The sequence below is a fragment of the Halopseudomonas pelagia genome (assembly GCF_009497895.1).
Taxonomy (GTDB): Bacteria; Pseudomonadota; Gammaproteobacteria; order Pseudomonadales; family Pseudomonadaceae; genus Halopseudomonas; species Halopseudomonas pelagia_A.
The window spans coordinates 3,979,275-3,996,486 of record NZ_CP033116.1; the positions used below are offsets into that span (position 1 = coordinate 3,979,275).

The 17,212-nt window shown below is 58.5% G+C and carries 17 protein-coding genes; 1 reads left to right on the plus strand and 16 read right to left on the minus strand.

Annotated features, from left to right (window positions below):
* Nucleotides 1-71: 71 nt before the first annotated feature.
* The 11 genes from bamB to EAO82_RS18315 all read right to left on the minus strand — a co-directional run bounded on the left by bamB (nt 72) and on the right by EAO82_RS18315 (nt 10,595).
* Complete coding sequence (gene bamB, locus EAO82_RS18265; RefSeq protein WP_096345285.1) at nt 72-1,211, minus strand: outer membrane protein assembly factor BamB; 1,140 nt, start codon at nt 1,209-1,211, stop codon at nt 72-74.
* Between the two features lie 5 nt (nt 1,212-1,216).
* On the minus strand, nt 1,217-1,858 hold the full coding sequence (locus EAO82_RS18270; RefSeq protein WP_096345213.1) for a YfgM family protein: 642 nt from the start codon (nt 1,856-1,858) through the stop codon (nt 1,217-1,219).
* A gap of 39 nt (nt 1,859-1,897) precedes the next feature.
* Nucleotides 1,898-3,175, minus strand: coding sequence for a histidine--tRNA ligase (hisS, locus tag EAO82_RS18275; protein WP_321540954.1), 1,278 nt, complete (start codon nt 3,173-3,175; stop codon nt 1,898-1,900).
* A 15-nt stretch (nt 3,176-3,190) separates the two neighbouring features.
* The gene (gene ispG / locus EAO82_RS18280; RefSeq protein ID WP_174959177.1) at nt 3,191-4,309 is read right to left on the minus strand and encodes a flavodoxin-dependent (E)-4-hydroxy-3-methylbut-2-enyl-diphosphate synthase; all 1,119 of its coding nucleotides are present in this window, start codon (nt 4,307-4,309) and stop codon (nt 3,191-3,193) included.
* 7 nt (nt 4,310-4,316) lie between these two features.
* Complete coding sequence (locus EAO82_RS18285) at nt 4,317-5,288, minus strand: RodZ domain-containing protein (protein WP_096345215.1); 972 nt, start codon at nt 5,286-5,288, stop codon at nt 4,317-4,319.
* A gap of 2 nt (nt 5,289-5,290) precedes the next feature.
* A complete protein-coding gene (gene pilW / locus EAO82_RS18290; RefSeq protein ID WP_096345216.1) occupies nt 5,291-6,046 on the minus strand; it encodes a type IV pilus biogenesis/stability protein PilW in 756 nt (251 codons plus the stop codon).
* Between the two features lie 24 nt (nt 6,047-6,070).
* Nucleotides 6,071-7,222 (minus strand): 23S rRNA (adenine(2503)-C(2))-methyltransferase RlmN, encoded by a 1,152-nt coding sequence (rlmN, locus tag EAO82_RS18295; protein ID WP_096345217.1) that lies wholly within the window; start codon nt 7,220-7,222, stop codon nt 6,071-6,073.
* A 36-nt stretch (nt 7,223-7,258) separates the two neighbouring features.
* Entirely contained in the window at nt 7,259-7,687 is a 429-nt protein-coding gene (gene ndk / locus EAO82_RS18300) for a nucleoside-diphosphate kinase (RefSeq protein ID WP_096345218.1), read from the minus strand.
* A gap of 136 nt (nt 7,688-7,823) precedes the next feature.
* Entirely contained in the window at nt 7,824-8,978 is a 1,155-nt protein-coding gene (locus tag EAO82_RS18305) for an IscS subfamily cysteine desulfurase (RefSeq protein WP_096345219.1), read from the minus strand.
* Nucleotides 8,979-8,988: 10 nt separating this feature from the next.
* Nucleotides 8,989-9,813, minus strand: a complete 825-nt coding sequence (gene cysE / locus EAO82_RS18310; RefSeq protein WP_096345220.1) for a serine O-acetyltransferase — start codon at nt 9,811-9,813, stop codon at nt 8,989-8,991.
* A 2-nt stretch (nt 9,814-9,815) separates the two neighbouring features.
* On the minus strand, nt 9,816-10,595 hold the full coding sequence (locus EAO82_RS18315) for an RNA methyltransferase (RefSeq protein WP_096345221.1): 780 nt from the start codon (nt 10,593-10,595) through the stop codon (nt 9,816-9,818).
* A gap of 147 nt (nt 10,596-10,742) precedes the next feature.
* Here EAO82_RS18315 and EAO82_RS18320 point away from each other — a divergent pair, with 147 nt between their 5' ends.
* Nucleotides 10,743-11,558: an inositol monophosphatase family protein gene (locus EAO82_RS18320; protein ID WP_096345222.1), complete on the plus strand. Its 816-nt coding sequence runs from the start codon at nt 10,743-10,745 to the stop codon at nt 11,556-11,558.
* A gap of 173 nt (nt 11,559-11,731) precedes the next feature.
* Here the strand turns inward: EAO82_RS18320 and secF are convergent, their stop codons facing one another.
* From secF to queA, 5 genes are read right to left on the minus strand one after another with little or no spacing between them, the layout of a single operon-like run.
* The gene (gene secF / locus EAO82_RS18325; RefSeq protein WP_096345223.1) at nt 11,732-12,646 is read right to left on the minus strand and encodes a protein translocase subunit SecF; all 915 of its coding nucleotides are present in this window, start codon (nt 12,644-12,646) and stop codon (nt 11,732-11,734) included.
* Between the two features lie 10 nt (nt 12,647-12,656).
* Nucleotides 12,657-14,525: a protein translocase subunit SecD gene (secD, locus tag EAO82_RS18330; protein WP_096345287.1), complete on the minus strand. Its 1,869-nt coding sequence runs from the start codon at nt 14,523-14,525 to the stop codon at nt 12,657-12,659.
* Nucleotides 14,526-14,585: 60 nt separating this feature from the next.
* Nucleotides 14,586-14,918 carry a preprotein translocase subunit YajC gene (yajC, locus tag EAO82_RS18335; RefSeq protein WP_096345224.1) on the minus strand — a complete coding sequence of 111 codons (333 nt, stop codon included), beginning with the start codon at nt 14,916-14,918 and terminating at the stop codon, nt 14,586-14,588.
* Nucleotides 14,919-14,978: 60 nt separating this feature from the next.
* Complete coding sequence (gene tgt, locus EAO82_RS18340; RefSeq protein ID WP_096345288.1) at nt 14,979-16,097, minus strand: tRNA guanosine(34) transglycosylase Tgt; 1,119 nt, start codon at nt 16,095-16,097, stop codon at nt 14,979-14,981.
* Between the two features lie 5 nt (nt 16,098-16,102).
* The gene (gene queA / locus EAO82_RS18345; RefSeq protein ID WP_096345225.1) at nt 16,103-17,152 is read right to left on the minus strand and encodes a tRNA preQ1(34) S-adenosylmethionine ribosyltransferase-isomerase QueA; all 1,050 of its coding nucleotides are present in this window, start codon (nt 17,150-17,152) and stop codon (nt 16,103-16,105) included.
* Nucleotides 17,153-17,212: the final 60 nt, after the last annotated feature.

Consider the following 17,212-nt stretch of genomic DNA (forward strand, 5'->3'; position numbering starts at 1 on the left):
CGCGCAATAAACAAAAAGGCCGCTGCGCCAGATAAGTCGGGCAGCGGCCGAAACAGTATAGCGTTTTTACTTTATTCCAGCTTCAGGGCTACCAGATCGCCGCTGTTGCCGTATACATAGAGCGTATCGCCAATAACAATCGGCGCCGCCCGAACACCCTTGCTGTCCACTCGTTTGCGTGCGACCAACCTGCCATCGGTTTGTGCCAGCAGGTGCACATAGCCTTCAAAGTCAGCCACGGCGACGAAGCTGCTGAAAGCAACCGGAGCAGTCAGGTTGCGCCGCAGCAAGTCTTCGTTGGTCCACAAGGGCTCAGCGCGGTTGCGGTCGACGGCTTCAATCTTGCCATCGGCATGGGTCACATACAGGCTGCCAAAACCTTCGGCGATGCCGGTATGACTGGATGCCGGGTACTGCCATAACTGACTGCCGGTTTCTGCATTCAGCGCAGCCATGACGCCCTGGAAGCTCACGACGTACAACACATCGTTCTGGAGCAACAAGTCGCCATCGATATCCACCATGCGCTCAAGTTCGGAGCGGCCCTGAGGCTGAGCAACACGCTCTTCCCAGAGGGGCAAGCCGGTATCGGCAGCCAGAGCGACCACACGGCCACTGGCCAAGCCGGCATACACCCGGCGCAAATTGACAACAGGGGTGCTATGCCCGCGCACAGTCAGTACGGGCAAGCTGGATTCGTAGATCCAGCGCTGCTCTCCGGAACTGATGTCAAGCGCAGTCAGCTTGTCGTCCTGGGTTTGTACTACCACCACGTCACCATTGGTTTGCGGCGGAGCCAATACTTCACTAGACACCTGGGCGCGCCAGAGTTCTTCGCCATCGGCTTCGGCGAGCACGATCACTTCGCCATCCAGAGTCCCGAGCATGACCCGGCCACCACCCGCGCCGACTGCGCCCGAGAGCCGCTCGTCCAGCTTGACCTGCCAGTTCACTTCACCGGTATCGCGGTCCATCGAGACCACGCGGCCTTTGGCGTCCGCGGCATACAGCGTCAACCCGTCAATGACCGGACTGAGATGGGTAAAGAGCTTGCCCTGACCCACGCCAATATTACGCTCCCAACTGCGCTCCAGCTCCTGCTCGGCGGTAAAGTCTTCCAACTCGGCGGGGGGCAACTCTTTCTTGCCGGAGCTACTGCAGCCAACTGCCAGTGCTGCGGCAAGGCCTATGGCAAGATATCGGAACTTCAGGTTCACTAGGCTTCCTCCGCCAGATCATCGAGCTTCAACTGTAATTGCGGACGATCACGTGGATCTTCGATCGCCTCCATGGCTGCCGTATAAGCCGCACGTGCTTCATCAACACGTCCCAGGCCCAACAACAGATCACCGCGAACTTCTTCACGCCCAGCCAGCAAGGCACCGTTCACTTCACCGGAGAAAAGCTCCAAACCTTCTTCAGCTCGCTCCTGGTCGGCCAACACACGGGCCAGGCGCTGACGAGCCACTTCCTGCAGCGTCTCGTCGCCAGCTTCATCGGCGACCTCGCGCAGAACCTCCTCGGCACCGCTCATGTCGCCAGCCTCCACTGCCATCTTGGCCTGCATCAGCCCGGCAAACTGGGCGTAACGGGTACCGGCATACTCGCTGCGAATCTGCTCGGCCAGCTCGGCACTGCGGGCTCGCGCCTCCTCGCCTTCACCCGCCATAACCGTTTCCAGCATGTTCTGATACAAGGCCGAGGCGTTGGCAGCCTTGGTATCTTGATAATTGGTCCAACCCTGCCAGCCGAATACCCCGGCCAGAGCGATAACCACACCGGTAAGCAACGGGATACCGTGGCGGTTCCAGAGCTCCTTGATCTTCTCTACCTGTTCTTCTTCTGTCTGGTAACTCACCCTTGTCTCCTTGCCTGCGCAAAAACGGTACTGGACCGCTTACAACAATTGTTTTAGACGTGCCGGCACATCCTGCCAGGCTATATTTTCCTGCTCACCTTCCACGCGCAGCGGCTTTATACCCACCCGCTGAGCGGCAATTTCATCTTCGCCGAGGATCAACGCAAACAACGCGCCTGACTTATCGGCTTTCTTGAACTGGCTCTTGAAGCTACCACCACCGCAGTGCACCACCAGCCGCATGTCCGGCAACGCATCACGCAATTGTTCCGCCAAGCGGAAGCCAGCCTTGTCAGCCCCGGCGCCCAGTGTCACGAGATAGACATCAACCTGTCTGGCCAGTTCAGCGGGCACTTTATCCAGCGTCTGGATCAAAAGCAGCAAGCGCTCGATGCCCATCGCGAACCCCACTGCCGGGGCCGGCTTGCCGCCCAATTGTTCAACCAGACCGTCATAACGCCCGCCAGCACATACCGTGCCTTGTGAGCCCAACTGATCAGTCACCCATTCGAACACTGTCAGGCCGTAGTAGTCCAGCCCGCGCACCAGCCGCGGATTGATCTCATAGGGTAAGCCGGCCGCATCCAGCAACGCGCACAAACCGGCAAAATGCTCGCGGGCCTCATCATTCAGGTAGTCGGCCAGCTTTGGCGCGTCGCTCAACAGCGCCTGGGTAGTCTGATTCTTGCTGTCGAGCACGCGCAGCGGGTTGCTTTCCAACCGGCGCTGGCTATCCTCGTCCAACTGGTCATAGCGCTCGCGCAGATAACTGACCAGCGCCTCCCGATAGCGAGCACGATCGGCACTGCTACCCAGGCTATTGAGCTGAAGACTGACAACATCCTCCAAGCCCAGCAGTTTCCACAGCCGCCAACTGAGTAAAATCAATTCAGCGTCTATATCCGGCCCGCTCAGATTGAAGGTTTCCACACCAATCTGGTTGAACTGGCGATAGCGCCCTTTCTGCGGCCGCTCGTGACGGAACATCGGGCCGTTGTACCAGACCTTGTGGCTGACACCGCCACCCAGCAGACCGTGCTCGAGCATGGCTCGCACACAGCCAGCGGTACCTTCAGGCCGCAGTGTCAGGGAATCGCCGTTGCGGTCGTCAAAGGTGTACATCTCTTTTTCGACGATATCCGTCACTTCACCGATGGTGCGCTTGAACAGCTCAGTCGACTCGACAATCGGCAAGCGGATCTGCTGATAACCGTAGCTGCCCAGTAATTGCGCTACCCTGCGCTCGAAATACTGCCAAAGGGCGGTGTCGGCGGGCAGAATGTCATTCATGCCGCGCACGGCTTGCAAGTTCTTCAAAGCGTCTTTCCTTTATCAGCCACGGGCGATGGTATTGGCTTCCAGCGCCTGCTTGGCAGCAATCTTGTCACGAATCATTTTTTCCAGCGTATCCACCAGGCGGGCATTGTCCACTTTCTGGTCCGGGACGCCACCGACATAGAGCAAATTATTTGGCGAACCGCCAGTCAGGCCGATATCGGCCTCTTTGGCTTCGCCGGGGCCATTGACCACACAGCCGATGACCGCTACATCCAGGGGCACGACCACATCTTCCAGGCGCGCCTCAAGTTCGTTCATGGTTTTGATCACGTCGAAGTTCTGCCGTGAGCAACTGGGGCAAGCAATGAAATTGATGCCGCGCGAACGCAAATGCAGCGACTTGAGCAGATCGAAACCGACCTTGATCTCTTCCACCGGGTCAGCCGCCAGTGAAATGCGAATGGTGTCGCCAATGCCTTCAGCCAGCAACATGCCCAGACCAACTGCGGACTTGACCGTACCCGAACGCAGCGCACCGGCTTCGGTAATACCCAGATGCAGCGGCTGCTCGATCTGCGCCGCCAGCAGCCGGTAAGCCCCTACGGCCATGAACACGTCGGAGGCTTTGACGCTGACCTTGAAGTCCTGAAAGTCCAGCTTGTCCAGATAATCCACATGCCGTAGCGCTGAATCCACCAGCGCCTGGGGGGTGGGCTCGCCGTATTTTTTCTGCAGATCTTTTTCCAGCGAGCCGGCGTTCACACCAATACGTATTGGAATGCCGTTATGCCGCGCAGCATCCACTACCGCTCGCACGCGGTCTTCACGGCCAATATTGCCGGGATTGATGCGCAGGCAATCAACCCCCAGATCAGCCACCCGCAGGGCAATCTTGTAGTCAAAATGAATGTCCGCCACCAGCGGCAGCGTCACGCGCTTGCGGATCTCGCCGAAAGCCTCGGCAGCCTCCATGCTGGGTACTGACACCCGCACGATGTCCGCGCCTACCGCCTGCAGCTGGTTGATCTGCCCGACAGTGGCAGCCACATCGCAGGTTTCAGTATTGGTCATGCTCTGCACGGAGATCGGCGCATCGCCGCCTACCAGCACCGAGCCGACGCGAATCTGCCGGGAAATACGACGCTTGATGGGAGATTCCTGATGCATGCTGATTTACCCCTTACTGGCCCAGACGCAGCCGGACCACGCCCGACTGGCTGTAGGACTGCATATTCACCGGCTCACCCCGGAAAACAATTTGCTCGACCGTTTCAACGGCGCCGATGACCACATCTACCGGACCATCATGATCGATATTCAACGCCTGCCCCGCCTGCATCAGACTGCTGTGCAACACCTGACCACCCACCGCCGTTACTTGCAACCAGCAGTTACCGGTGAAGCGCATCTGCAAAGCGCCTGTGGCTGATTCAGTATCAGCAGCGGACGCGGCGACTGGCTCGCTGGCTTCCGTAACAGCCGGTTCGGAAGCCGACGCCGCGGGCTGTTCGCCCTCGGTGCTCTGAGGCACCTGCTCGGCAGACACTTCAGCGCCACTCAGCTCACCTTCCAACGGCGCGTCTAGTGTTGCTTCATTATTCGCAGCCGCTTCGGCCTGCAATTGCATGTCTTCTTCCATGCTGACCGGCAGAGCCAGCGCATCAACCTCTACTTCGTCAATCAACGGCTCGGAGCCGCCCACTTCTTCTGCGGGAGTCTGCACCGGCCGGCTGTCGTACCACCACACCAGCACCGATGCGAGAATGATCAGCGCAATAATCACCGATGACCAGGTAACCAGCATGTGCCCGGTTTTGCCCGGCGGGGTCAGCTTGTCGATACCACTGACGCTACGCTCGCGCACCACCACACCCACATAGCTGTCGTACTCAAGCACCAGACGATTGGGATCCAGACCCAGCATGCTCGCATAGCTGCGCACGTAGCCGCGGGCAAACGTATCACCGGGCAACTGATCAAACCGGCCTGCCTCCAGATGCAGCAGGATCTTTTCCGGCAAACGCAGAGTGGCCGCCGCCGCCGCAGTGGTCAGACCCTGTTTCTCACGCTGGTCACGCAGCGTAGCGCCGGGATTCTGTTTGCTCTGCTCGGGGAGCAGTTCCACCAAGGTGTCACGCTCTTCTATAGTCATAACTATTCTGAAGCCTCGAGAGCCTGCGCTTGCGCACTGGCCGGATAAAGTCGACGTAATTGCAGGGCATAACTGGCTGCACGATTGTGATCTTCAAAGCGCCGAGCCAAGCGCACGCCCAGCCACAGGCTTTCGGCATCCTGCCCGGAATATTCGGTAAAGTTCCGATAATACTCCCAGGCCGGCACATAGTTCTGCGCGGTAAATTCGATCTTGGCCATTTCCAGCAAGGCCAGCGGCTGACGGCTGTTCAGCCGGAGCGCGCGCTCAAAGCTGGCCTTGGCTTCCTCTACCTGGCCCATACGAGCATAGGTAAGACCCAGGTTTTCAAATACCCGCGAGCGCTCGCCGTAAAAGTTATCCTGCGACGCTTTCTGGAACGCCTCCAGTGCTTCCGGGTAGCGCTCCTGATTGAGCAAAAACACGCCATAGTTGTTCAGGATCCGCGGGTTGTTCGGATCACTGGCTTGCGCAGCTCGAAAATGCTTGTCGGCCGATTCATATTCGCCTTCGCGCTGAAATACCATTGCCAGAGCAATGTTGGCCGACGCAGAACCCGGATCAATCTTTAATGCTTCGCTTAACGGCGCCTTGGCGCTCTCGGTTTCACCTTGCTGCAGATAACCCAAACCCAACTGGATATAAGCGTCTCTGGCGGCGTCCGGATCATTAGCGCGCTGCGGCTGGTCCGATGTAGTAACACAGCCACTCAGCACCAGGCCGAGCAAAAGCGTCACTGCCAGATTGGTTCTTCTCATCACAATCGATCCCCGTTTGGATACTTATCGTTCTGAAACAAATGGCTGCACTGTCACAGGTTCGTCAGCACTCAGCTCTCGTAGGGCGATATAACGCTCGCTGCGGCGAGTGCGGTCCATGACCTGACCGACCAACTGGCCGCAAGCGGCATCGATATCCTCACCGCGCGTGGTGCGTACGGTCACCTGATAGCCAGCCTTGTGCAGCATGTCCTGGAAGCGGCGGATACTGTTGTTACTGGGCCGCTCGTAGCCCGAATGCGGAAAGGGGTTAAACGGAATCAGGTTGATCTTGCACGGCGTATTGCGCAGCAGCTCGATCATCTCATTGGCCTGTTCAGGCTGATCATTGATGTCCTTGAGCATGGTGTACTCGATCGTCAACACCCGTTTGTCACCCAAACGCGCGATATAGCGATTGCAGGCAGGCAGCAAGACTTCCAACGGGTACTTCTTGTTGATCGGCACCAACTGATTGCGCAGCTCGTTATTCGGTGCATGCAGCGACAGGGCCAAAGCCACGTCGGTGATTTCGCCGAGCTTTTCGATCATCGGCACCACACCAGAGGTGGACAGCGTGACCTTGCGCTTGGAGATCCCATAGCCCAGGTCGTCCATCATCAACAGCATGGAATCCACGACGTTATCGAAATTCAACAGCGGCTCACCCATCCCCATCATTACCACGTTGGTAATGGCACGGTCGGATTTAGCTGGGATAGTGCCAAAAGACTTGTTGGCGACCCAGACCTGGCCAATGATTTCGGCTACGGTCAGATCGCTATTGAAACCTTGTTTGCCGGTAGAGCAGAAACTGCAATCCAGCGCGCAGCCAGCCTGAGAGGATACGCACAGCGTACCGCGGCCATTCTGCGGAATATAAACCGTTTCTACGCAACTGCCGGAGGCAACACGTATCACCCACTTGCGGGTGCCATCCTTGGAAATATCTTCACTGACCACTTCCGGCGGCCGAATCTCGGCACAGGCGTCGAGCTTTTCGCGCAACACCTTGCCGACATTGGTCATATCTTCAAAGCGGTCGACACCAAAGTGATGGATCCATTTCATGACCTGTCCGGCACGGAAGCGCTTTTCTCCAAGGCTGTCGAAGAAGGCTTCCATTTTCGGCTGTGTCAGTCCCAGCAGATTGATCTTGCCGGTTGCATTGGTCATAGCGGTCACATCACTTGGTTGGTGGCGAGAAACAGATCAGGCGCGGGGGCACAGCTCGGTTTCAGCAAAGAAGTAGGCCACTTCGCGTGCAGCGGAAGTGGTGGAGTCCGAACCGTGTACTGCGTTGGCGTCGATGGATTCAGCGAAATCGGCGCGGATAGTACCGGCTTCAGCTTCCTTGGGGTTGGTAGCGCCCATCAGCTCGCGGTTTTTCAATACAGCGCCTTCGCCTTCCAGCACCTGCACAACAACCGGACCGGAAGTCATGAAGCTGACCAGATCCTTGAAGAAAGGACGTGCGCTGTGCTCGGCGTAGAAGCCTTCAGCGTCTGACTGGGACAGCTGAACCATCTTCGCAGCGATGACGCTCAGGCCAGCTTTCTCGAAACGGCCGATAATTTGGCCGACAACGTTCTTGGCGACGGCGTCAGGCTTGATGATGGACAGAGTACGTTCTACAGCCATAAAAAACTCTCCAGAAAAATCAGGGGGTGGATTCAGGGTTTAAAAAGGAATTGTTAACCTGCGGATTATACGCAGGTTAGTTGCAAATACATAACAGGCTACGCAAAAGCCTGATCGAGCGCATCCGCGCCCGGGTTCAGGCCGCCTGACGCAGACGGGTAACCACCTGGCACAGCATGGTCGCGGCCTGATCAATGTCGTCCTGCGTGGTGAAGCGACCCAACGACAGCCTCAGCGAACTGTGCGCCAACGGATCCGGGACGCCCATCGCGCGCAATACGAAGGAAGGCTCTACCGAAGCAGAATTGCAGGCGGAACCGGAAGACAACGCCAGATCTTTGAGTGCCAACAGTAGCAGCTCGCCATCCACCCCGGCGAACGCCAGATTCAGATTGTGCGGGACACGTTGCTCAGCGCTACCGTTGAGACTGACATCCGGCAGCTCGGCCAGCCCCGCCAGCAACCGATCACGCAGTTGTGCAATGCGTTGATTGTCCGCCTCCATCAACTGGGCGGCCAGCGCAAAGGATTCACCCATACCGACAATCTGGTGCGTCGCCAGCGTCCCCGAGCGCATGCCGCGCTCATGCCCGCCGCCGTGAATCAGCGCCTCTAGCTTGAGCTGCGGGTCGCGCCGCACGAATAGTGCTCCTATACCCTTGGGGCCGTAGGTCTTGTGCGCGCAGAACGACATCAGATCCACCGGCAGGTTGCGCAGGTCGATCGGTAACTTGCCGGTGGATTGCGCTGCATCTACATGCATCAGAGCGCCGCCGGCATGCGCCACCGCGCCCAGCACAGCAATATCGTTGATAGTGCCAACTTCATTATTGACGTGCATCAGCGACACCAGCACGGTGTCTTCGCGCAGCGCAGCCCGAAGCTGCTCAGGCGTGATCACACCATCAGCACCGGGTTTCAGATAGGTCACCTCGAAGCCTTCGCGCTCCAGCTGGTGGCAGCTATCGAGTACCGCTTTGTGTTCAATTTGCGAGGTAATGATGTGCCGGCCACGGGCAGCCCGCGCATGGGCAACACCCTTGATCGCCAGGTTGTCCGACTCGGTCGCGCCGGAGGTCCAGATAATCTCGCGCGGATCGGCGCCAACCAGATCAGCTACCTGGCGGCGGGCATTCTCCACCGCTTCCTCTGCCCGCCAACCGTATACATGGGAACGTGACGCCGGGTTGGCAAAATTTCCGTCTAGCGTCAGACAGGCGAGCATCTTCTCCGCAACCTTGGGGTCGACCGGTGTAGTGGCCGCGTAATCCAGATAGATCGGCTGCATCATGGCGAGTACCTCAGCGTCCGGCGCCCTGATCGGCGTCCGTGGATTCGGCCGGGGCTTTAGTGGCCGCATCGGTCTTGAGCAATTCGAAATCGTCCGCATCCAGCGTCGGCAGATCCTTGGCGCAATAATCGCTGCCCAGCTCCTTCAACGCGCTGCACATGCCTTCCAGCCGCCCATCCACCGCATGCAGGTGATCGAGCATCTGGCCAATCGCGCGGGCGACCGGGTCGGGCATATCCCGGGTCACGCCGTAAGCATCAAAGCCCAGCTTTTCAGCCATCGCCTGACGCTTGGCACACTGATCATCTGCAGAGCGGTCGGTCTCCTTGAGAATGATGCGTCCCGGAATACCTACTGCAGTGGCACCGGGCGGCACCGCTTTGGTGACCACCGCGTTGGAGCCGATCTTGGCCCCGGCGCCCACGATAAAAGGCCCGAGCACCTTGGCCCCAGCGCCCACCACAACGCCATCCTCCAAGGTCGGATGGCGTTTGCCCTTGTCCCAACTGGTGCCACCCAGGGTGACACCCTGGTACAGCGTCACGTCATCGCCTATCTCGGCTGTTTCGCCAATGACCACGCCCATGCCGTGATCAATAAAGAATCGCCGCCCCAGACGCGCGCCCGGGTGAATTTCGATACCGGTGGCCCAGCGCGCGAAATTCGACACCATGCGCGCGACCAGTCGCGCGTTGCGCTGCCACAGCCAGTGTGCAAGACGATGCAGCCAGATCGCGTGCAGCCCCGGATAGCAGAACAGCACCTCCAGCGTCGAGCGCGCAGCCGGGTCCCGGTGAAATACGCTGGCGATATCTTCCTTCATGCGCTTGATCATGCTTAACGTCTCCGCTCACCGGCTGATTTCATACCGATGGCTTTCTGGGTTTGGGTCAGAATACCGCGCAGGATGTTCATTTCCATACGGTTGATGCCCATGCGCCCGTAAAGGCGACGCAACCGCGGCATCAGGTGTCTTGGTTGTTGAGGGTCAAGGAAGTCAATTTCAACCAGCACCTGCTGCAAATGTACAAAATACTGCTCCATCTCATCGCCGGTAACAGGCATTTCGTTCTGGCTATTCGCCGTTTCGACCTTTTGCTTGCTGGTCGGCTGGCCCTGGCGCTGCAAACTCTGCATCCGCAACTCATAGCTGAGCACCTGCACCGCCGCTCCCAGATTCAATGAACTGAAATCCGGATTGGACGGGATATGCACGTGGAACTGGCAGCGCTGCAACTCCTCGCTGGTCAGGCCGGCATCTTCACGGCCAAATACCAGAGCCACCTGGCAATCAGGCAGCTCAGCGAGCTGATCGAGCACCTTGTCGGCGGCCTCACGCGGATCAACCACCGGCCAGGGTATGCGCCGGTCCCGGGCGCTGGTGCCCAACACCAGCACGCAGTCGGCAAGAGCTTCTTCCAACGTAGCGACCACCCGGGCGTTCTGCAAAATATCATCAGCGCCGGCCGCACGCGCGCTCGCCTGCTGATCAGGAAAGCGCCGCGGATCAACCAGTACCAACTGGCTGACACCCATATTTTTCATGGCCCGCGCTGCGCCACCGATATTACCGGGATGACTGGTATTGACCAGAACCACACGTACATTGTCGAGCACAGAAGACTCCCAAAACAGCGCTGCCCTGAGGCGAGGAACCCAACATCTTACAAAAGCCAGGAAGCAAAGACCATGATGCATTCATGTTCGCCGGCTTATCTGCTACAATTTCCGGCTTTTCACAATCCCCCAAGCAGAGACACCCGTATGCAGCCCATGTTGAACATCGCCCTGCGCGCCGCCCGCGCCGCTGGAGAACTGATCTATCGCTCCGTGGAGCGGCTTGACGTTCTGACCGTCAACGAAAAGGAAGCCAACGATTACGTCAGCGAAGTGGATCGTGCTGCGGAACAAGCCATCATTGCGCAGCTGCGCAAGGCCTTCCCTGACCACGGCATTCACGCCGAGGAATCAGGCTTTCAACCGGGCCAGGGTGAAGGTGCAGACATTGTCTGGATTATCGATCCGCTGGATGGCACCACCAACTTTCTGCGCGGCGTGCCGCACTACGCCGTCAGCATTGCCTGCCGCATTAAAGGCAAAATCGAGCACGCCGTGGTACTCGATCCGGTCCGGCAGGAAGAATTTACCGCCAGCCGTGGTCGCGGTGCAGCACTGAACGGCAAGCGCCTGCGCGTCAGCTCGCGCAAGACGCTGGATGGCGCGCTGCTGGGTACTGGCTTTCCGTTCCGGGCTGACCAAGTCGAATCGCTGGACAACTACATGGGCATGTTCAAGAGCCTGGTCGGCCAGACCGCTGGCATCCGCCGCTGCGGCGCAGCCAGCCTGGACCTGGCCTACGTGGCCGCCGGCCGTTACGACGCGTTCTGGGAATTCGGCCTGGCCGAGTGGGATATGGCCGCAGGTAGCCTGTTGATTCAGGAAGCAGGCGGGCTGGTCAGCGACTTCACCGGCGGCCACCACTTCCTCGACAAGGGCCATCTAGTCGCTGGCAACCCCAAGTGCTTCAAAGCCGTACTGACCGCGATCCAGCCGCACCTGACACCGGTCATGAAGCGCTAACGCGCTTCAGAGCTACAAGCTACAAGCTACAAGCAGTTATGATCAGGCCCGCATACTTGCCAATGCGGGCCTTTTTATTGCTCACAAAAAAGCCCGCACTGGTGTCAGTACGGGCTATTGGTTTTGAACACTCTTGCCGCTTGAGGCTTGAAGCTTGAAGCTGCAGCTAACCCCTAGGGCCGATCGTCCACCGCCTCTTCGATCTGCGGCGGAATCAGATCCTCGCGGGTCAGATTCATGGTCATCAACAGACCGTTGGAGACATAGATCGAGGAATAAGTACCCACCCCGACACCAACGATCAGCGCCAGCGCGAAGCCCTGGATATTCTCGCCGCCAAAGAAATACAGCGCCAACAATACCAGCAGTGTAGAGGCGGAGGTGGCCAAAGTCCGTGCCAGTGTCTGCGTGGTAGATACGTTGATGATCTCTTCAAGATCAGCCTTGCGCATGATCCGCAGATTCTCTCGCACCCGGTCGAATACGACGATAGTGTCGTTCAACGAATAACCGATCACCGCCAACAATGCGGCCAGCACCGTGAGATCGAAGGACAGCCCAAGGATAGAGAAAAAGCCCAGTGTGAAGATCACGTCATGCACCAGCGCAACAATCGCCGCGACCGCAAACTTCATCTGAAAGCGCAGCGAAACGTAGAGCAGAATACCGGCCATGGCCAGCAACATGCCCAGCCCACCCTTGTCGCGCAGCTCCTCGCCTACCTGAGGGCCGATAAACTCGACCCTTTTGATGCTGACGTCGCTACCGTCTTCGTTCTGGATTAGCCGTGCAATCTGGCTACCCAAATCCGGATCATCACTGGCCAGACGAATCAGCACATCAGTCGATGCACCAAAGTTCTGCACGATGGCGTCATCCCAGCCCTCTTCACGCAGGGTGGCGCGAATAGCTTCCAGATCGGCCGGGCTGGTGTAGTTCAATTCGACCAGCGCACCGCCAGTGAAATCCAGACCCAGATTCAGCTGCTTGATCGCCAGGCTGGCGATTGAGCCAATCATCAGCACCACGGCGACGGCAAAGAAGAACTTGCGCAGCGCCATGAAGTTAATAGTTTTATCGGTAATCATGATGCGCTCCTCACAGCCACAACTTCTTGATGTCACGTCCGCCGGTGGTCAGATTGACCATTGCACGAGTGACCATGATCGCGCTGAACATGGATGTGATGATGCCCAACGAGAGCGTCACCGCAAAACCTTTGATCGGGCCGGTGCCCATGGCAAACAGGATCACACCCACCAGCAACGTGGTCAGGTTACCGTCAACAATCGCCGAGAACGCCTTGTCATAGCCTTCGTGGATTGCCCGCTGTGCGGAAACACCCGCGGCCATCTCCTCCTTGATCCGCGAGAAAATCAGCACGTTGGCATCCACCGCCATACCCAGGGTCAGGACGATACCGGCAATACCGGGCAGGGTCAGGGTTGCGCCGAGCAGAGACATCAGCGCCAGCAGCAAAACCAGGTTGAAACTCAGGGCGATGCCGGCATAGACGCCGAAACCCTTGTACAGCACGACCATGAACACCAGTACCAGGAGGAAACCTACCTGTGTAGCGGTGATACCCTTGGCGATGTTCTCTGCACCCAGGCTCGGCCCAATGGTCCTCTCTTCAACGAAATACATTGGCGCGGCCAGACCACCGGCGCGCAGCAGCAAGGCCAACTCTGAAGCTTCACCCGGCGAATCCAGGCCGGTAATCCGGAACTGGTTACCCAGCGTGCTTTGAATGGTCGCCAGGCTGATGATGGCTTTCTCTTCGACAAAGGCCGGAACTTCTACCCTTTGCATTTCGCCATCAACTTCCTGCATAACCTCGCGAGCAATCTGACGCTGCTCGATGAAGATCACCGCCATGCCACGCCCGATGTTATCGCGGGTGGCCCGAGTCATGAGGTCACCACCGTGCCCATCCAGACCGATATTGACCTGAGGGCGACCATTTTCATCGAAATTGGACTGGGCGTCAGTCACCTGATCGCCAGTGAGGATAATGCTACGCTCGACATCCGCAGGTGGGCGCGCACCGCCACGGAACTCGAATGATTCCACTGTCGCGCGGGGCGCATTCGGCTCGGCCGCCAGACGGAACTCAAGGTTTGCCGTCTTGCCCAGAATCCGCTTGGCCTCGGCGGTGTCTTGCACGCCCGGCAGCTCAACTACAATCCGATTGGCGCCTTGACGCTGTACCAGCGGCTCGGCCACACCCAACTCGTTTACCCGGTTACGCACTGTCGTCAGGTTCTGGCTGATGGCGTATTCGCGGATCTCTGCGAGCTCGGCATCGGTCAGGGTCAGACGCAACACTTCCAGCTCATCGCGCGTGGTGGTGCTCATCTGGAACTGATTGTATTCAGCGGAAATCAAGCGTTGAGCGTCATCCAGCTGCTCCGCATCGGTAAAACCGAACTGCAGTACATTGCGCTGATTAGGCATGCTGCGATAGCGCACCCGCTCGCCACGCAGCAAGTTGCGCAGTTCGCTTTCATATACATTGACCCGCGCCTCGATGGCCTTGTCCATGTCCACTTCCAGCAGGAAGTGCACACCACCGGAAAGATCCAAGCCCAGCTTCATGGGACCGGCACCGATATTCATCAACCACTCAGGAGTGGTCGGCGCCAGATTCTGCGCGACGACAAACTCCTGACCCAGTGCGTCCCGAACCACGTCCTGAGCGCCAAGCTGATCCGAACGATTAACCAGCCGCACCAGACCGGAGCGACCCTGGTCGCCAAGATCCGTGCCCTTGGTGGCAATGTCTGCCTCAGCTAGCGCCGCTTCAATACGGTCCAGATCCTGCTGACCGATGGTTTGAGTAGAACTGGCGCCCGAGATCTGGATGGCCGGATCATCCGGATACAGATTAGGCATCGCATAGATCAGGCCCAGCACCAGCACGGCCACAATCAGCAGGTATTTCCAGAGGGGATAGCGGTTGAGCATATCAAAGACCGATAACAACCCGGGCGCCTGAAGGCGCCCGGATAAAGTGAGAAGTAAGGATCAAATGGCTTTCAAGGTACCCTTGGGCAATGCTGCCACAACGGAACCTTTCTGGAACTTCAGTTCCTGACCGTCGCCCACTTCCAGCACGATGAACTCGTCAGTGACTTTCTTGACCTTGCCGAGAATCCCGCCACCGGTCACGACTTCATCACCAACTGTCAGGCCGCCGAGCAGGTTTTTGTGCTCTTTGGCGCGCTTGGCCTGGGGACGCCAGATCATCAGATAGAAGATAACCAGGAAACCGACCAGGAAAATCCACTCAAAACCACCACCCATGGGTGCAGCACCTTCGGCAGTCTGGGCCATGGCAGCAGGGATGAAAAAGCTCATGTAATACTCCTAATGATGAGAAACGGCGAAGACGGGTAAATGGGGCTTTCCAAGCGCACGTCAAACCTCCAATTCAGGTACGGGGAGGCCGATGCGGGCATAGAAGTCATCCACAAAGGCGCTCAATGTACCTGTTTGAATGGCACCGCGCAAACCAGCCATAACCCGCTGATAGTAGCGAAGGTTATGGATGGTATTGAGCATGCTGCCGAGCATCTCGTCGCATTTATCCAGATGATGCAGGTAAGCCCGGGAAAAATTCAGACAGGTGTAACAATCACAGGTCGGATCCAGGGTGCTGGTGTCATGCCGGTGCACGGCGTTACGGATCTTGATCACACCACTATCGACGAACAGGTAACCGTTGCGGGCATTGCGCGTGGGCATTACGCAATCGAACATATCGACGCCGCGGCGGACCCCTTCCACCAGATCCTGCGGCTTGCCAACGCCCATCAGGTAGCGAGGCTTATCCGCAGGCATGTGCCCTGGCAAATAATCCAGCACCTTGATCATTTCCTCCTTCGGTTCGCCCACCGACAGCCCGCCAATCGCCAACCCGTCGAAGCCGATTTCATTCAGGCCTTCTAGCGAGCGCAGCCGCAGGTTTTCATGCATGCCGCCCTGCACGATACCAAACAGAGCTGAAGGATTATCGCCGTGCGCGTCCTTGGAACGCTTGGCCCACCGCAGGGACAGCTCCATAGACTTGCGCGCGGTATCTTCGTCGGCCGGGTAAGGCGTACATTCATCGAAGATCATCACGATGTCCGAGCCCAGATCCCGCTGCACCTGCATCGACTCTTCCGGGCCCATGAATACCTTGGCGCCATCCACCGGCGAGGAGAAATACACGCCCTCCTCCTTGATCTTGCGCATCGCGCCCAGGCTGAACACCTGGAAACCGCCGGAGTCCGTGAGTATCGGCCCCTGCCATTGCATGAAGTCATGCAGGTCGCCGTGGGCCTTGATCACTTCCGTGCCGGGCCGCAGCCACAGGTGAAAGGTGTTGCCCAGCACGATCTGCGCGCCGATGGCTTCCACATCCCGCGGCAACATGCCCTTCACCGTGCCGTAGGTGCCCACTGGCATAAAGGCCGGGGTTTCCACCACGCCGCGCGGAAAGGTCAGCCGACCGCGACGAGCCTTGCCGTCAGTGGCCAGCAGTTCGAAACTCATGTGACTCATGCTGCATCCTCGGGGCCGGCCGCAGCCGGATTGCGGGTGATGAACATGGCATCACCGTAACTGAAAAAGCGGTATTCATTGTCGACCGCGGCGCGGTAGGCAGCCATGGTTTCGGCATAACCGGCAAAGGCAGAGACCAGCATCAATAACGTGGACTCCGGTAGGTGAAAATTGGTTACCAGTGCATCGACCACATGAAAGGGACGGCCAGGATAGATGAAGATATTGGTATCGCCGGCAAAAGGCTCGATTTCACCCGAACGTGCGGCTGTCTCCAGCGAGCGTACGCTGGTAGTACCCACCGCGATGACCCTGCCGCCACGTGCCTTGCAGGCGCGCACCGCGTCGACCACGTTTTGACTGACCTCCAGCCACTCGCTGTGCATGTGATGATCTTCAATACGCTCGACCCGCACCGGCTGAAAAGTGCCAGCGCCAACATGCAAGGTGACCTGCACGGTCTCCACGCCCTGGTCGGCAATCGCCTGCAACAACGCCTGATCAAAATGCAACCCTGCTGTGGGCGCGGCTACCGCACCGGCGCGGGCGGCATAGACAGTCTGATAACGCTCACGGTCAGCCGCTTCGTCGGCGCGATCGATATACGGCGGCAGCGGCATATGGCCGATGCGCTCCAATAACGGCAGCACGTCCTCGGCAAACTCCAGCTCAAACAGCGCGTCGTGACGCGCCAGCATGGTCGCCAGCGTGCCGTCGTCCAGGACAATTCGGCTACCGGGTTTGGGCGATTTGCTGCTACGCACATGCGCCAGTACACGGCGGCCATCCAGTACGCGCTCGACCAGAACCTCCAACTGCCCGCCGCTTTCCTTGCGCCCGAACAACCGCGCGGGGATGACCCGAGTGTTGTTGAACACCATCAGATCGCCCGGACGCAGATAGTCCAGCAGATCGGCAAAGTGCCGATGCTCGAGCGCGCCGCTGGGGCCATCCAGGCACAACAGCCGGCTCGCCCGGCGCTCGGCCAGGGGATGACGGGCAATCAGCCGGTCGGGTAAATCAAACTGGAAATCACTGACACGCATGCAGGCGGCGGTTCCGGAAGGTAAAAAGGTGGCATATGGTAGCGGAAATGCGCGGGTCGG

What these genes read in the sequence shown, in the direction of transcription:
- EAO82_RS18285 (WP_096345215.1), bottom strand. Translation starts at nt 5,288, where the DNA reads ATGACTATAGAAGAGCGTGACACCTTGGTGGAACTGCTCCCCGAGCAG.
- pilW (WP_096345216.1), bottom strand. Translation starts at nt 6,046, where the DNA reads ATGAGAAGAACCAATCTGGCAGTGACGCTTTTGCTCGGCCTGGTGCTG.
- rlmN (WP_096345217.1), bottom strand. Translation starts at nt 7,222, where the DNA reads ATGACCAATGCAACCGGCAAGATCAATCTGCTGGGACTGACACAGCCG.
- ndk (WP_096345218.1), bottom strand. Translation starts at nt 7,687, where the DNA reads ATGGCTGTAGAACGTACTCTGTCCATCATCAAGCCTGACGCCGTCGCC.
- EAO82_RS18305 (WP_096345219.1), bottom strand. Translation starts at nt 8,978, where the DNA reads ATGATGCAGCCGATCTATCTGGATTACGCGGCCACTACACCGGTCGAC.
- cysE (WP_096345220.1), bottom strand. Translation starts at nt 9,813, where the DNA reads ATGATCAAGCGCATGAAGGAAGATATCGCCAGCGTATTTCACCGGGAC.
- EAO82_RS18320 (WP_096345222.1), top strand. Translation starts at nt 10,743, where the DNA reads ATGCAGCCCATGTTGAACATCGCCCTGCGCGCCGCCCGCGCCGCTGGA.
- secF (WP_096345223.1), bottom strand. Translation starts at nt 12,646, where the DNA reads ATGATTACCGATAAAACTATTAACTTCATGGCGCTGCGCAAGTTCTTC.
- secD (WP_096345287.1), bottom strand. Translation starts at nt 14,525, where the DNA reads ATGCTCAACCGCTATCCCCTCTGGAAATACCTGCTGATTGTGGCCGTG.
- yajC (WP_096345224.1), bottom strand. Translation starts at nt 14,918, where the DNA reads ATGAGCTTTTTCATCCCTGCTGCCATGGCCCAGACTGCCGAAGGTGCT.
- tgt (WP_096345288.1), bottom strand. Translation starts at nt 16,097, where the DNA reads ATGAGTTTCGAACTGCTGGCCACTGACGGCAAGGCTCGTCGCGGTCGG.
- queA (WP_096345225.1), bottom strand. Translation starts at nt 17,152, where the DNA reads ATGCGTGTCAGTGATTTCCAGTTTGATTTACCCGACCGGCTGATTGCC.